Here is a 13448-nt window from a genome sequence, read left to right as displayed (position 1 = left end):
CGCGATCAGGGCCCCCACGAACAGGGGAAGACATCCATGGAACCAGTGGTCGGCATCGGCCCGGTCTCTCGTACGACCGTCGACGCGGCGCTCGCCGTCGCCCGGCGCACCCGCACGCCGCTCATGCTCATCCCCAGCCGCCGCCAGGTGGACGCGGCCGAGTTCGGCGGCGGCTACCTGGGCTGGACGACCGAGGAGTTCGCCGCCTACGTACGCGCCCGCGACCCGCACGGCCTGACGACGCTGTGCCGGGACCACGGCGGCCCCTGGATGCACACGGCCGAGGCGCGGCTGGCCGACCCGGACGAGGCGCTCGACTCCTGCCTGCGCTCGTTCACCGCCGACCTGGACGCCGGGTTCGGGCTGCTGCACATCGACACCTCCGAGGGGCGGCCCGGCACGGGTCCGGTCTCCGCGCGGACGGCCGCCGCCCGGCTGGTGGAGCTGTACGCGCGCTGCCACGCGGAGGCCACCGCGCGGGGCAGGGAAGTGGCGTACGAGATCGGCTTCGAGCCGCAGGACGTCTCCACCAACGACCCCGACGAGTTCAAGGCGGCGCTCCGCCTCGTCCTGGAGGGCGTGGAGGCGGCGGGCGCCCCCCTGCCCCGCTACGTCGTGGCGCAGACCGGCACCAAGGTCGCCGAACTGCGCAACGTGGGGCGCTTCCACGACCCGCAGGCGCGCTCTGAGACGCTGCGCCAGGTCTCCACGCTGGCCGCCATCTGCCACCAGGAGGGGGTGCGGCTCAAGGCGCACAACTGCGACTACCTCACCACCGAGGAGACCGCCTCGTTGCTGCGCGCGGGTGTGGACGCGTTCAACGTCGCGCCCGAGTACGGCGTCACGGAGACCCGCGCCCTGCTGCGCGTCCTGGAGGAGATGGAACTGGGCGCGGCGAAGGAGGACTTCCTGCGGCTCGCCCACGACAGCGGCAAGTGGCGCAAGTGGATGCTGGAGGCGACCGACGCCACCGACGTCGAGCGCGCCGTCATCGCGGGGCACTACGTCTTCGGCACTCCGGAAGGGCTGCGGATCCGTGACGAGGCCGCCCGGGCGCTCGCGCGCAGGGGCAGGCCGCCGCTGGAGACGGTGCTGCGCGAGGCGGTGAGCGAGCGCGTCGAGGCGGCGCTGCACGCCGTGGCCGCGGTGCCGAAGGCCGCAGGGGCGGTGAAGGCACCGGAGGAGACCGGGGCCGCCGGGGCGCGGCGGTGAGCGCCCCGGTGGCCGACGTGTTCGCGCCCGAGACGCTCAGGCAGGCCGTCGACCGGATCCTGCGGGTCCCCGACGCGCACCGCACCTTCGCCAAGGACGCCGCCTTCGCGCAGGAGTTCTGGGCCATCGGGCCCGACCTCCTCGACGCTCTCCTCGACCACGGGCTCCCGCACCGCGGTGAGGGAGTCGAGCGGCGTTTCGAGCGCACCGACCTGCACAACATCAGTACCTACCTGCACCTGCCCTCGCCCTACTTCCGCGCGCTCAGGCGCAAGGCGTCGGACATGGACGCCGCCGCGCGGAGCGGCGAGCCGCACCGGTACGAGCTTCGGCTGGCCGCCGAGTGCGCGGGCCAGCGCCACGAGGGCGCCTGCGCGTTCACGCCGGTGCCGGGGCTGGAGCGGCACGGCGAGCCCGGCAGCCTGCGCGAGACGTCGCCGGGCACGTTCACCGTGGGAGCACGACTGCCCTCCGACACCCACGTGTTCGACGCGGACCGCTCCGAGCTGCTCTCCCTCGTCGCCGACTGGGAGCTGTACGTGCTGCCCGACGGCGTCATCGAGGACGAGGGCTTCTCGCGCGCCACCCGCCTGGCCAACTGCCTCATCCCCACCCGGCTCCTGCTGCGGGAGGCCGAGCGGCGCGGTATCAGGGCCAGGCACGGGGCCGGGCTGCTGGTGGCGCCGCCGTTCACCACCCTGCACCACTGGGTGGAGTTCGACCTCGACGGTGCGTGGGTGCCGGCCGACCCCGTGCTGCTGACCGCCTTCGCGCGCTGGGGCATGACAGAACCCGCCGCCTGGCCGTACAACCGTTCGGTCGCGGGCGCCGTCTGGCACCTGCTCACCTGGCCGCCCGAGGTCTTCTTCCCCGTCGTCCACGACCACGGACGCCAGGCGCCCCTGCACATCTCCGCACGCTAGCCAACCCCGGACACCCCCGGAGAACCGGCCCGGAAACACCTCCCCGGAAACCGCCCGGAAAACCGCCACGGAAGGACCGACCGCCCATGGGCAGCCCCGCGACCGACGCCGTCTTCACCGCCATCAGCGAGCCGGCGGACGACACCGACGCGCACCCCTCCCGTACGCCCCGCGAGGTGGCGCCGGGCGTACGGGTCATCGAGTTCGCCGACACCAAGAAGGTCGTCAAGCTGTGGGGCCAGGAGCGCTGGCTGCACGAGGAGGAGCCGGACGGCCCCTACGGGTTCAAGTTCATCCGGATCAGGGCAGGCCACCGCACCTCCCTCCAGTACCACGAGCACAAGAGGGAGAGCTACTTCATCCTGGAGGGCGAGGCGGTGATGCACTACCGGGCCACGCGTGACGGCGAGACGCTGCGGCTGCCCATGCCCGCCGGGACGCTCGCCCACGTCGATCCGGGCGCCGTGCACCGCGTGGAGGGCGTCACCGACATCGTGCTGGTGGAGGTGTCCACCTACGACGACGGTTCGGACAACGTGCGCCTGGAGGACGACTACGGGCGCGGTGACGGCCGGATCGCGGAAGAGCACTGAGCGTGGGCGGCTACACCGTTCCAGGCGAGGGGCACGCCTCCACGTTCCGCCACGTTCCCAAGTACCGCTATCCCGCGCAGTTCGAGGGCGGGGAGAAGGAGTTGCTGGCGCGGATCGAAGAGCTGCTGCTGCGCGGCGGCTACGTGCTGGGGGAGGAGGTGGCCGAGTTCGAGCAGCGTCTCGCCGGCTACCTGGGTGCCGCGCACACGGTCGGCGTCAACTCCGGTACCGACGCGCTGATCCTCACCCTGGACGCGCTCGGTGTCGGCCCCGGCGACGAAGTGGTCACCGTGGCCAACTCCTTCCACGCCACGGCCCAGGCCATCGCCAGGCGCGGCGCCACACCCGTGTACGTGGACTGCCGCGACGACGACTTCCTGATGGACCTGGACCGGCTGCCCGAGGCGTTTACCGAGCGCACCCGCGCCGTGATCCTCGTCCACATGTTCGGCAAGGCGGCCGACGTGCCGCGCGCCGCACGCCTGTGCCGCGACGCCGGGGTCACCCTCGTCGAGGACTGCGCACAGGCCATCGGGGCGCGCAGCCACGGCGTCCGCGTCGGCACCGCCTCGGCGGCCGGCTGCTGGAGCTTCGCCCCCTCCAAGAACCTCGCCGCCGCCGGGGACGCCGGAGCCGTCAGCGTCCGCGACGACGAGCTGGCCGAACGACTGCGCCTGCTGCGCCACTTCGGGCAGCCGCACCAGAACGACCACCGCCTCCTGGGCTACAACTCGCGCCTCGACACCCTCCAGGCGCTCGTGCTGCTCCACAAACTCGACCGGCTGGACACCTGGAACGCCCGCCGCGCGGCCCTCGCCGCCACCTACCGCGAACGGCTCGCGCCCCTCCCGCTGCGCTTCCAGCAGCCGGGGGAGGAGGGGGAGCACGTCTACCACCTCTTCCAGGTGCGCACCGAGACCGAAGCGGCCCGCGACGGGCTGCTGGACCACCTGACCGCCTCCGGCGTGGACGCCGTCGTCCGCTACCCCGTACCCCTGCCGCACCAGCCGGCGCTCGACGGGCCCGCCGCCCGGCGCCACGACTTCCCGGTCGCCGAGGACCTGTCCCGGCAGACCCTGTGCCTGCCCATACGACCCGACCTCGACGCCGCCGAGCTCGCTCACGTGTGCGACACGGTCGGCGGGTACTTCACCACGGGGGCGCCCTGATGGAAACCCGCGTGGGCACGGCCGCCGACGCCACCGAGACCGAGGACTACCTCGCACTGGCCCGGCAGGCCTTCGGCAAGACGCCCTACGACCCTCCCACCCTGCTCGCGCACGGCACCGGCTTGGTCGCGGTGCGCGGGTCCCACGTGCTCGGCGGCGGGCTCTTCCTGCCGTTCGCGCAGCACTTCGGCGGACGCCCCGTGCCCTCCGGCGGCGTGGCCTGGCTCGCCGTCGCCCCGTGGGAGCGCGGCGCCGGACTCGCCCGCCGCCTCACCGAAGAGGGCACCGACCGGCTCCGCCACGAACACGGCGCGCACCTTGCCGCCGCCTGGACCCCGGCGCCCGGTGTCTACCGCCGCTGGGGTTGGGAGTCGGCCGCCGTCGCCTCCGAGTACGTGCTCCACCCGGCCGAACTCCCCCCGGCCCCGGGCGGTTTCACGGTCTCCGTACCCGACGAGGCCGCCTGCGCCCGGCTGCGCGAGCGGCTCGCCGCCGGCTGGAACGGGCCCGTCCGCCGCCCCGCCTGGTGGCACGGCTGGAAGCAGCGCGTCACCGAGGGGGCGCTGACACTCGGCGTCACCCGCGAGGACGACCTCGCCGGATACGCGACCGTCACCGTCGAACCGTGCACCCCCTGGGGCGTCACCGCCGTCGTGCACGACTTCTGGCACGACGGACTGGCCGCGCTGCCCGCCCTGCTCGGCGCGGTCGCCGCCCGCTCCCCCCAGGTGCGCGAGATCCGCTTCCGCCGCTCCGTCCTGCCGCGCCCCAGCCCCCTGCAGTGGGCGCTCGACCAGTACGCGGTGCGCGAGGAGGGCCGCTACCCGTGGGTGCTGACGCTGCTCGACGTACGGCGCGCCCTCGAGGCCCGCGGCTGGGACCCGCACCCCAGCGGAGGTGTCGGCCTCGAGGTCGTCTCCCCCGAGGGCAAGAGCGCCCGCCACGCGCTGACGTTCGAGGAAGGGCTGCTGCACGCCCAGCGCGGCGGCCCCGCGGCAGGCCTCCCCTCGTCGCGCGCCGTGCGTCTGCCCGCGGGCACGCTGGCCGCCTGGTACGCGGGGGCCCTCACGCTGCGGCACGCCGCCCGGCTGGGCCTCGCGGAGGGGCACGCACGCGACCTCGCCCTGCTCGACGCGCTGGCCGCAGGACCCACGCCGTGGCTCCCGGACAGCTTCTGACACCGGCCGCGGCCGGCCGTCCACACACCTCAGCTCCACCCCGGCGGCGACCCGAGGAGGGACCGACGCATGCGTCCGAGGGAGAAGACCGTATGACGCGCCGGACCCCGCCTCCGCCCGCTCAGGTCACCCCCGGGCCGTGCGCCCCCGCGCGTCAGACCGCGGGCGCCCCGCCCGCACGGGGCGAGGTTCGGTGATGCGGTCGCCCACCACGCTGCTGGTCATCGCCAAGGAACCGCGTCCCGGGCGGGCCAAGACCCGGCTCGGCCCGGTCTTCACCCCGCACGGTGCGGCCGCGCTGGCCTCGGCGGCACTCACCGACACGCTGCGGGCCGTGCTGGCGGCCCCCGCCCGGCGCCGCGTCCTCGTCCTGGACGGCAGACCGGGGCCCTGGCTGCCGGGGCCCGAGGAGGGCGGCGGGCGGCTCGAGATCGTGCCGCAGAGCGAGGGCGGCCTCGACGAGCGGCTCGCCGCCGCCTTCGCCCTGTGCGACGGGCCCGCGCTGCTCGTCGGCATGGACACACCGCAGCTGACCCCCGCGCTCCTGGCGCCCGCGACGCGCCCGCACGCCTGGCGGGAGCGCGACGCCTTCTTCGGCCCCGCGGCGGACGGCGGGTTCTGGGCGCTCGGACTGGCCGCCCCCGACCCCGCTCTGCTGCGCGGTGTCCCCATGTCCACCCCCACCACAGGACGCGCCCAGCGGGCCAGGCTGGTGGCGGCCGGGCTGCGCGTCCACGACCTGCCCGCACTGCGGGACGTGGACGTGCCGGACGACGCCGCGGCGGTCGCCGCCGCGGCCCCCGGCACGTGCTTCGCCGCCGCCCACGACCGGCTCCGCCGCCTGCTGGACCCCGACTCCTCGGGCGTGCCGACCACGGGACCCCACCGCCCCCGCCTCCCCGGCGGACCAAGAAGGGCGCGGCCATGACAGGACGGGCCGGGGCCTGGACGGAGGACCCCTACACCGAGGCCATCGGCGACGGCCGCGGGCCGCTCCACCTGCGGGCCCGCGACGGCTGGTCGCTCGCGCTGGACGTGGAGCGCTGGTGCGCGGCCGCCGACGCCGCCGACCTGAGCGTGCTCGACCGCTGCCGCGGCACCGTTCTCGACATCGGCTGCGGCCCGGGCCGCCTCGTCACCGCACTCCACGCGGACGGACACCCCTCGCTCGGCATCGACCTCAACCCGGCCGCCGTCGCCCGCACCCGCGCACGCGGCGGCAGCGCCCTGCGCCGCTCCGTCTTCGAACCCCTGCCCGCGCCCGGCACCTGGGACACGGCGCTCCTCATGGACGGCAACATCGGCATCGGCGGAGACCCGGCGCTGCTGCTGCGCCGGGTCGCCCGGCTGGTGCCGCCCGGCGGCCTGCTGCTCGCGGAGGTCGCCACCGAGGACGTCGACCAGCGGCTGCACGTCTGGATGGAGAGCGCCGGCGGCGCCGCCGGCACCCCCTTCCCCTGGGCCCGCGTGGGGGCGGCGGCCCTGCACCGCCTCGCGGCGCTCTCCGGCTGGCTGGCCGAGGATAGCTGGTCCAAGGACGCCCACGAGTTCGTCGCGCTCCGCCGCGCCTGACCACCGGCCACCGCGCCCGCCACCGACGGGCTCCCCTGGCTGCCCGCACACCCGGGCGGTGCGCCGAGGCGGCCCCCGTGCCATGATCCACCGGAGAGCGAGCGGCGCGCGTGCACGGCGTGCCGCACGACCCGCGTCGTGAGCAGCCCGAAAGGACGTCCGTTGAAGGGGAACTGGCCCGGCGGCACCATGCGTGCCGCGCGCATCACCGGCCTGCGGCAGACCGACCTGGCCGAGGTGCCGGTGCCCGCGCCCGCACCCGGCACGGTGCTGGTCCGCACCCGGCAGGTGGGCATCTGCGGCACCGACCTGGAGATCCTGCACGGCACCTCCGCGTTCCTCCAGGACGGGCGGACGACGTTCCCGCACGTCTTCGGGCACGAGTGGTACGGCGAGGTGGCCGCCTACGCCGACGACCCGCCCGAGGGGGCACCCGCCGTGGGCTCTCCCGTGGTCGGCCGGACGATGGTGCCGTGCGTCAGGTGCGCCGCCTGCCACGCCGGGCGGCCCCAAAGGTGCGCGGCCCTGCGGGAGACCGGCCTGTACGGCCTTCAGGGCGCCGCCGCCGACTACGTGCGCGTGCCCACCCACGCCCTGACGCCGCTGCCTGCGGGGCTGCCGGAGGGAACGGGGGCGCTGATCGAACCGGCCGTCTCCGTCGTGGAGGCGTACAGCCGCGCCGGGCTCGCCTTCGACGACCGGGTGGCCGTCATCGGGACCGGCACCATGGGCCTGCTGGCGGTGCAGTTCGCGCACCACTACGCCGCCGCCGTCGACGCGGTCGGCATCGACCCGGCCGGACTCGACCTCGCACTGGGCTGCGGCGCGGACGCCGCCCACCACGCCGACGAGGTGCCCGAGGGAGCCTACTCACTGATCGTGGAGGCGTCAGGAGCCGCCTCGGCGTTCACCGCCGCGCTGCGCATGGCACGGCGCGGCGGCCGCGTGGCGCTGGTCGGGGTGGCCAGGGAACCGGTCTCCTTCGTCCCCGGCGAACTCTCCCTCCAGGGCGTCGACGTCCTCGGCATCCAGCACGGCGTCAGCCACTACGACCGCACGGTCGCCCTCTTCGAGCGGGGCGTGCTGGAGGCCGGGCCGCTGGTGGCCGAGGTCGTCGCGGCGGAGTCGGCGGACGCGGTGCGGCACGCGTTCGCACTCCTGGAGCGCGGACGAAGCGGCCCGCCGAAGGTCCTGCTGGACTTCGGCGGGCCACTGGTCACCCGGTCCTGAGGGCTGGTCGTTCATACCCGGCGGCGGCGCGCCGAGTGGGACGCCCCACCGAGCAGCCGGGCGACGGCCCGGAAGGGGAGCGTGACGACGGTGGCGATGGCGCCACCGATCGAGCGAAGCACATCGGCGAGGGCGCGGAGCATCGTGTCCTCCTCGGAAACGACGGAGTCTGTGACGCCGCACGGGTGGCCGCTGACGCGCCGGGCAAACCGGCGTTTCACCACAGGGTGCCGTCGGCCCGCGGTGCGTGCGCGCCGCGCTCGAAGTCCAGCAGGTGGCGTTTGCGTTCGAGTCCGCCGCCGTACCCGGTCAGCTGCCCCGTCGAGCCGATGACGCGGTGGCAGGGGACGACGATGCTGATCGGGTTCCGCCCGTTGGCCAGCCCGACGGCCCGTGCCGCGCCCGGCCTGCCGATCCGCTCGGCGAGCTGCCCGTAGGAGAGGGTCTCGCCGTAGGGGATCTCTTCCAGGGCCGCCCATACGCTGCGCTGGAAGCCGGTGCCCTCCGGCGCTAGGGGAAGCGAGAACGCGGTGCGTTCCTGCGCGAAGTACTCACCGAGTTGCTCCGTCGCCGCGCCGAAGGCGCCGGCGTCGCTGTCGCCGAACGTCTCGGGAGCGGGACGGTGCCGGTGAGGATCCATGTAGATGCCGGACAGCGTCCCCTCGGTCGCGACCAGGGTCAGGGGGCCCAGGGGGCTGTCGATGACGGTGTGCGTGCGGTGCATGGCGCGTCCCTTCTCGTTCCCCTCCAGTCTTACGGGTCACGGGGAAGGGGACTGGCGGAAAAGCGACAAGGCCGTGTGCCGAGGCCGGGAGCTTAAGGTGGTGCGTCGCGTGCTCAGCCCTCCCAGCGGGTCCTGGCGGCCTCGACGCGTGCGCGGTAGTCCGCGTACCCCTGTTCGTACAGCGCCCTCTCCTCCTCGTCGGGCTCCACCAGGCGGTACTCCGTGTGCCAGCGCTCGTCGTCCACCGGATCACCCAGTGCGGCGCGCGCGACGACGGCCGCGCCCCGCGCACCCACCTCCGCCTCCAGGGGCACCCGGACCGGCCGGCCCAGGATCCCGGCGAACGTGCGCATCCAGCCCGCCGACCTGGTGCCGCCGCCGCAGGCCGCCGGCGTCCGCGAGAGCCCCGCGGTCTCCAGGCAGTGACGTGCCGCGTAGCCGACCGCCTCGCACATGGCGCGGACCAGGTCGGCGCGGTCGTGCGCCAGGGACATGCCCTCGAAGGAGGCCCGGGCGCTGGGGGAGACGAACGGGGCGCGTTCCCCCGCCTCGGACAGGAACGGCAGCGCCGTCACCCCGCGCGCACCCGCGGGGCTGCGCTCAAGCAGCGTTTCCAGTTCGTCCGTGGACGCACCGACGACGCCGAGCGCCCAGTCGATGCCGGCCGTCCCCACCATGGCGGGCAGCGCCCGCAGCCAGCGGTCGGTGCGCGGGGTGCACAGCCACATCCCGGCCGGCTCGCCGTCCCACTCGGCGCCCTCCCGCCCGGCATGGTCGGTCAGGACCTGGCAGGCCAGCGTGGTGCCGACCGTCAGCAGCCCGTCGCCCGGCTCCCGCACGCCGCTCCCGAGGGCGCAGGCCGGCAGATCGTAGGGGCCGGAGGTGACCGGCAGCCCCTCGGGCAGCCCCAGCAGCGCCGCGCCGTGCTTGTCGAGTTCCAGCACGGCGTGCGGGGCGGCGGGCTCGGGCAGCAGGTGGGCCAGCTGTTCGACGCCGCAGGCGGCCAGCGCGGCGGGGGAGTAGCGGCGGGTGACGGGGTCGAGGAAGGGCAGGGTGGCGTCGGAGGCGTCCACGCTGACCGCACCGGTCAGCCGCTGCGCTATCGCGTCCACGCAGTGCCCGGCGACCGCCGCGCGCTCCAGCGTGCCGGGCTCGTGCTCGGCCAGCCAGGCCAGCAGCGGTCCGTGGCAGCCGGGGAAGGTGCCCGAACCGGTGGTACGGAAGATCTCCCCGACCGTTCCGTCCCGTCGCCAGCGGTCGACGAGCGGGGCGGCGCGGCCGTCCATCCACGAGATCATGCGCCGCACCGCGCGCCCTTCGGCGTCGCGCAGCCACAGCCCGTCGCCCTGACCGGTGAGGGCGAGCGCCGCGGGCGGGCCCGGCAGCGCGGCAGCGGCCTGGGCGGCCACCTCGGCGACGCCGGCCAGCACCTCTTCCAGGTCCTGCTCGACGACGCCCCCGGGCCCGCGCAGCAGCGTGGAGCGCCGCGCGGCGGTGTGCAGGGAGCGGCCGTCGCGGTCGAAGGCGACGGCCTTGGTGACGGAGGTGCCGATGTCGACACCGATGATCGTCCCTGCCGGGGTCCCGGCGGTCTCAGTCATGGCCGTACGCCCTCCAGACGGCGGTCGCGCAGTGGTCCCGCTTCTCCACAAGAAGCTTGTTATATTTATAGCGCTCCGCGTGAAGAAACCCAATGGCCGCACCGCTCCGACGCCCTGGAGGACGCATGACCGCCCGGCTCCTGCTCGTGAGGCACGGCCAGACCGTCTGGCACGCCGAGAACCGCTACGCCGGCCTCTCGGACGTCGCGTTGACCGACACGGGCCTGCGGCAGGCCGAGGAGCTGGCCGGGTGGGTGCACCAGCGGTCGCTCAGCGCGCCGGTCCACGCGGTTGTCAGCTCACCGCTGGAGCGGGCGCGGCGCACGGCCGCCCCCGCCGCGCGTGCGCTCGGCGTCACCCCTGCCGTCCACGAGGGCCTGCGGGAGGCCGACTTCGGCTGGGGAGAGGGCCGCACCCTCGCCGAGATGAGAGCCGAGGACGCCGGCCTCGTCGAGGCGTTCCAGCGGGACGCGGAGACCGGCGCCTTCCCCGGCTCCGAACCGCCCACCGCCGTCGCCGCCCGGGTGTGCGAGGCGCTGCGTGCGGTGGCGGCGGCGCACGACGGGCATACCGTGCTGGTCGTCGCGCACAACACCGCCTTCCGGATCGCGCTGTGCGCCATGCTCGGCGTCCCCCTGGGCCGCTACCGGCTGGTGCTGCCCCGGCTGGAGAACGCGGCCGTCACCGAGATCGAGGTGACCGGGGACCGCACAGCGCTGCGCGCGCTGAACGTGCCGACCGCGCCCGGCGCCGGGGCCGCCCCGCACGAGTCCCCCGCGGCGCCCGCGGCCGCGGACTGAGCGGGCGCGTGGCCATGCCGCACTCCGCGACGCCGCCCACCGGCACCGCCCGCTCGCGCGAACGGCGCAGGGAGCGCATCACCGAACACGTCCTGGCGCACGGCACGGTCACCGTCGCGTGGCTCGCCGAGGCCGTGGGGGTCAGCGTGATGACCGTCCACCGCGACCTGGACGCGCTGGCCGGGCGCGGCGTGCTGCGCCGCTTCCGCGGCGGCGTCTCCGCGCAGCCCACCAGCGTCTTCGAGAGCAACCTCGACTACCGCCTGGGCGTCCACGTCCCGCAGAAGGAGGCCGTCGCCCGCGCCGCCGCCGCACTGGTCGAGCCGGGTATGTCGGTGATGCTGGACGACTCCACCACCGTGCTGGCGCTCGGCCCGCAGCTGCGGGACAAGGCGCCGCTGACCGTGCTGACCAACGCCCGCCGGATCGTCGACGTCTTCGCCGGATGCGAGGGGGTACGGCTCCTCGCGCTGGGCGGCGCCTACTCGCCCACCCACGACTCCTTCCTCGGCGTCCCCTGCGTGGAGGCCATCGAGGCGACGGCCGTCGACCTCGTGCTGGTCAGCACCTCGGCCATGGACGCGCGCACGACCTTCCACCAGGAGCAGGACGTCGTCCTCGTCAAGCGCGCCATGCTCGCCTCCGGTACCCGCAAGGCGCTGCTGATGGACCACTCCAAGGTCGCCCGCACCGGGCTGCACCGGCTGTGTCCTGTCGCCGACTTCGACCACGTCGTGGTGGACGACGGGGTCCCCGAAGGACTCGTGACCGACCTGCGGGAGCACACCGAAGTGCGGGTCGCGCCGGTGGGGGAGTGACCCGGCCGTTGTTCACACAGCGGGTGTGAATTTCACGCACGGAAAGGGAAGCCCGTCATGCACCGCACCACCCCGGCCGCCGGAGCACGCCCCGGCGCCGCCCCGCCGCCGTCGCCCGTCGTCGCCGGGATCGACGTCGCCACCGCCGCCGTCCGCGTCCTGTGCGTCGACGCCCACGGCACCGTACGGGCCGAAGGCAGGGCCGAACTGCCCCGGCCCGTCCGCGGCGGCGAAGGGCGCAGCGAGCAGGACGCCACCCGGTGGTGGCCGGCGACGGCCCTGGCACTGCGCCGGGCCACCGCGAAGCTGCCCGCACGCGGCGCCGAGGTGAGAGCCGTCGCGGTCTGCGCCACCTCCGGCACCCTCGTCCTCACCGACACCGACGGCGCACCGCTGGCACCCGCCTCCATGTACGACGACCGCAGGGCGGCCGACCTCAACGCCCGCGCGCAGGAAGCCGGCGCCGCCCGATGGCGGGCCCTCGGACTGGCCGTAGGGCCCACGGCCGCGCTGGGCCGCGTCGCCTGGTACGCGCGGCACGCGCCCCGCGACCCGCACGACGCGCGCATCGCCCACACCTCCGACCTGCTCGGCCGCGCACTGACCGGCGCGCCCGTCGCCACCGACTGGAGCCACGCGCTCAAGACCGGGTACGACCCCCGCGCCCGTGAGTGGCCCGCCGACGTCCTGGACGCGCTGGGCGTGCCCGCGCACTGGCTCCCGCCCGTCCAGCCGCCCGGCACCTCGGCAGGCACCGTGTGCGCCCGGGCCGCAGCCGAGACGGGGCTGCCCCAGGGGTGCGAGGTGCGGCTCGGTATGACGGACGGCTGTGCGGGACAGCTCGCCACCGGCGCCGTGTCACCGGGACAGTTCGTGGGCGTCCTCGGCACCACGTACGTCCTCAAGGGCGTCACCCGCGACCTGGTCACCGACCCCTCGGGCGCCCTCTACAGCCACCGGCACCCGGACGGCTGGTGGCTGCCGGGCGGCGCCTCCAGCACCGGCGGCGAAGCCCTCGCCCACCGCGCCCCCGAGCAGTTGGCCGCGCTCGACGCCGCGGCCGCCGAGCGCGGGCCCGCCACCTGCGTGAGCTATCCCCTGCGCCGCGCGGGCGAACGCTTCCCCTTCGTCAGCGGCGCCGCGCACGGCTTCACCCTCGGCACCCCGGCCGACGACGCCGACCGGCACCGCGCCGACCTGGAGGGGGTCGCCTTCCTCGAACGGCTCGCCCTGGAGCGGATCCGCGCGCTCGGCGTCCCCGTCTCCGCTCCGCTCCACACGGCGGGTGGCGGCAGCCGCAGCCCCCTGTGGACCCGCATCCGGGCGACCACGCTCGGCATCCCGCTGCGTGTCGCGCCGCACGCGGAGACCGCCCTCGGTGCAGCGCTGCTGGCCGCCACGGGCACGCTGCACCCCTCGCTGGAGGAGGCGGCCCGCCACATGACCGCAGCCGGGCACACCGTCGACCCGGTGCCCGAGGAGCAGCCGGCCCTGGAGGAGACCTACGCCCGCTTCGTCACCGAACTGACCCGCCGGGGCTGGCTGCCCGCGGCTCCTCCCGGGTGAGACCCGCGGCTGTCCCTCCGCGGGGCCGCGACTCGGGATGCCGACGCGTGCCCGAGCGGGCG

The 13448-nt window shown here is 75.4% G+C and carries 14 protein-coding genes; 11 read left to right on the top strand and 3 right to left on the bottom strand.

Going from position 1 to position 13448, the window contains the following annotated elements:
* Positions 1-36 precede the first annotated feature (36 nt).
* From DTL70_RS15575 to DTL70_RS15540, 8 genes are all read left to right on the top strand, one after another.
* Entirely contained in the window at positions 37-1212 is a 1176-nt protein-coding gene (locus tag DTL70_RS15575; protein WP_114022505.1) for a class II D-tagatose-bisphosphate aldolase non-catalytic subunit, read from the top strand.
* On the top strand, positions 1209-2135 hold the full coding sequence (locus DTL70_RS15570; protein ID WP_114022504.1) for a hypothetical protein: 927 nt from the start codon (positions 1209-1211) through the stop codon (positions 2133-2135). The genes DTL70_RS15575 and DTL70_RS15570 overlap by 4 nt, the downstream gene beginning before the upstream one ends.
* An 86-nt stretch (positions 2136-2221) precedes the next feature.
* Positions 2222-2728: a cupin domain-containing protein gene (locus tag DTL70_RS15565; protein ID WP_114022503.1), complete on the top strand. Its 507-nt coding sequence runs from the start codon at positions 2222-2224 to the stop codon at positions 2726-2728.
* A gap of 2 nt (positions 2729-2730) precedes the next feature.
* Complete coding sequence (locus DTL70_RS15560) at positions 2731-3897, top strand: DegT/DnrJ/EryC1/StrS family aminotransferase (RefSeq protein WP_114022502.1); 1167 nt, start codon at positions 2731-2733, stop codon at positions 3895-3897.
* Positions 3897-5075, top strand: a complete 1179-nt coding sequence (locus DTL70_RS15555) for a GNAT family N-acetyltransferase (RefSeq protein ID WP_114022501.1) — start codon at positions 3897-3899, stop codon at positions 5073-5075. The genes DTL70_RS15560 and DTL70_RS15555 overlap by 1 nt, the downstream gene beginning before the upstream one ends.
* A 196-nt stretch (positions 5076-5271) precedes the next feature.
* On the top strand, positions 5272-6003 hold the full coding sequence (locus DTL70_RS15550; protein ID WP_114022500.1) for a TIGR04282 family arsenosugar biosynthesis glycosyltransferase: 732 nt from the start codon (positions 5272-5274) through the stop codon (positions 6001-6003).
* The gene (locus DTL70_RS15545; protein WP_114022499.1) at positions 6000-6647 is read left to right on the top strand and encodes a methyltransferase domain-containing protein; all 648 of its coding nucleotides are present in this window, start codon (positions 6000-6002) and stop codon (positions 6645-6647) included. Before DTL70_RS15550 ends, DTL70_RS15545 begins: the two co-directional genes overlap by 4 nt.
* 162 nt (positions 6648-6809) lie before the next feature.
* Positions 6810-7877, top strand: a complete 1068-nt coding sequence (locus DTL70_RS15540) for a zinc-dependent alcohol dehydrogenase (protein WP_245979390.1) — start codon at positions 6810-6812, stop codon at positions 7875-7877.
* 11 nt (positions 7878-7888) lie between these two features.
* Here the strand turns inward: DTL70_RS15540 and DTL70_RS34785 are convergent, their stop codons facing one another.
* The 3 genes from DTL70_RS34785 to DTL70_RS15530 all read right to left on the bottom strand — a co-directional run bounded on the left by DTL70_RS34785 (position 7889) and on the right by DTL70_RS15530 (position 10202).
* Complete coding sequence (locus tag DTL70_RS34785) at positions 7889-8020, bottom strand: LPFR motif small protein (RefSeq protein WP_274709520.1); 132 nt, start codon at positions 8018-8020, stop codon at positions 7889-7891.
* Between the two features lie 74 nt (positions 8021-8094).
* Entirely contained in the window at positions 8095-8601 is a 507-nt protein-coding gene (locus tag DTL70_RS15535) for a methylated-DNA--[protein]-cysteine S-methyltransferase (RefSeq protein ID WP_114022498.1), read from the bottom strand.
* A 113-nt stretch (positions 8602-8714) separates the two neighbouring features.
* Positions 8715-10202, bottom strand: coding sequence for an FGGY-family carbohydrate kinase (locus tag DTL70_RS15530; protein WP_114022497.1), 1488 nt, complete (start codon positions 10200-10202; stop codon positions 8715-8717).
* Positions 10203-10327: 125 nt separating this feature from the next.
* Here DTL70_RS15530 and DTL70_RS15525 point away from each other — a divergent pair, with 125 nt between their 5' ends.
* Genes DTL70_RS15525 through DTL70_RS15515 form a run of 3 tightly spaced genes read left to right on the top strand, consistent with a single transcriptional unit; the run spans position 10328 to position 13386 of the window.
* Positions 10328-11002: a histidine phosphatase family protein gene (locus tag DTL70_RS15525; RefSeq protein WP_114022496.1), complete on the top strand. Its 675-nt coding sequence runs from the start codon at positions 10328-10330 to the stop codon at positions 11000-11002.
* Positions 11003-11016: 14 nt separating this feature from the next.
* On the top strand, positions 11017-11820 hold the full coding sequence (locus DTL70_RS15520) for a DeoR/GlpR family DNA-binding transcription regulator (protein ID WP_114022594.1): 804 nt from the start codon (positions 11017-11019) through the stop codon (positions 11818-11820).
* Between the two features lie 57 nt (positions 11821-11877).
* A complete protein-coding gene (locus DTL70_RS15515; RefSeq protein WP_114022495.1) occupies positions 11878-13386 on the top strand; it encodes an FGGY-family carbohydrate kinase in 1509 nt (502 codons plus the stop codon).
* Positions 13387-13448 lie beyond the last annotated feature (62 nt).

Origin of the sequence: Streptomyces diacarni (assembly GCF_003323715.1) — a bacterium.
GTDB lineage: Bacteria > Actinomycetota > Actinomycetes > Streptomycetales > Streptomycetaceae > Streptomyces > Streptomyces diacarni.
This window is presented reverse-complemented; position numbering and strand designations above follow the sequence as displayed.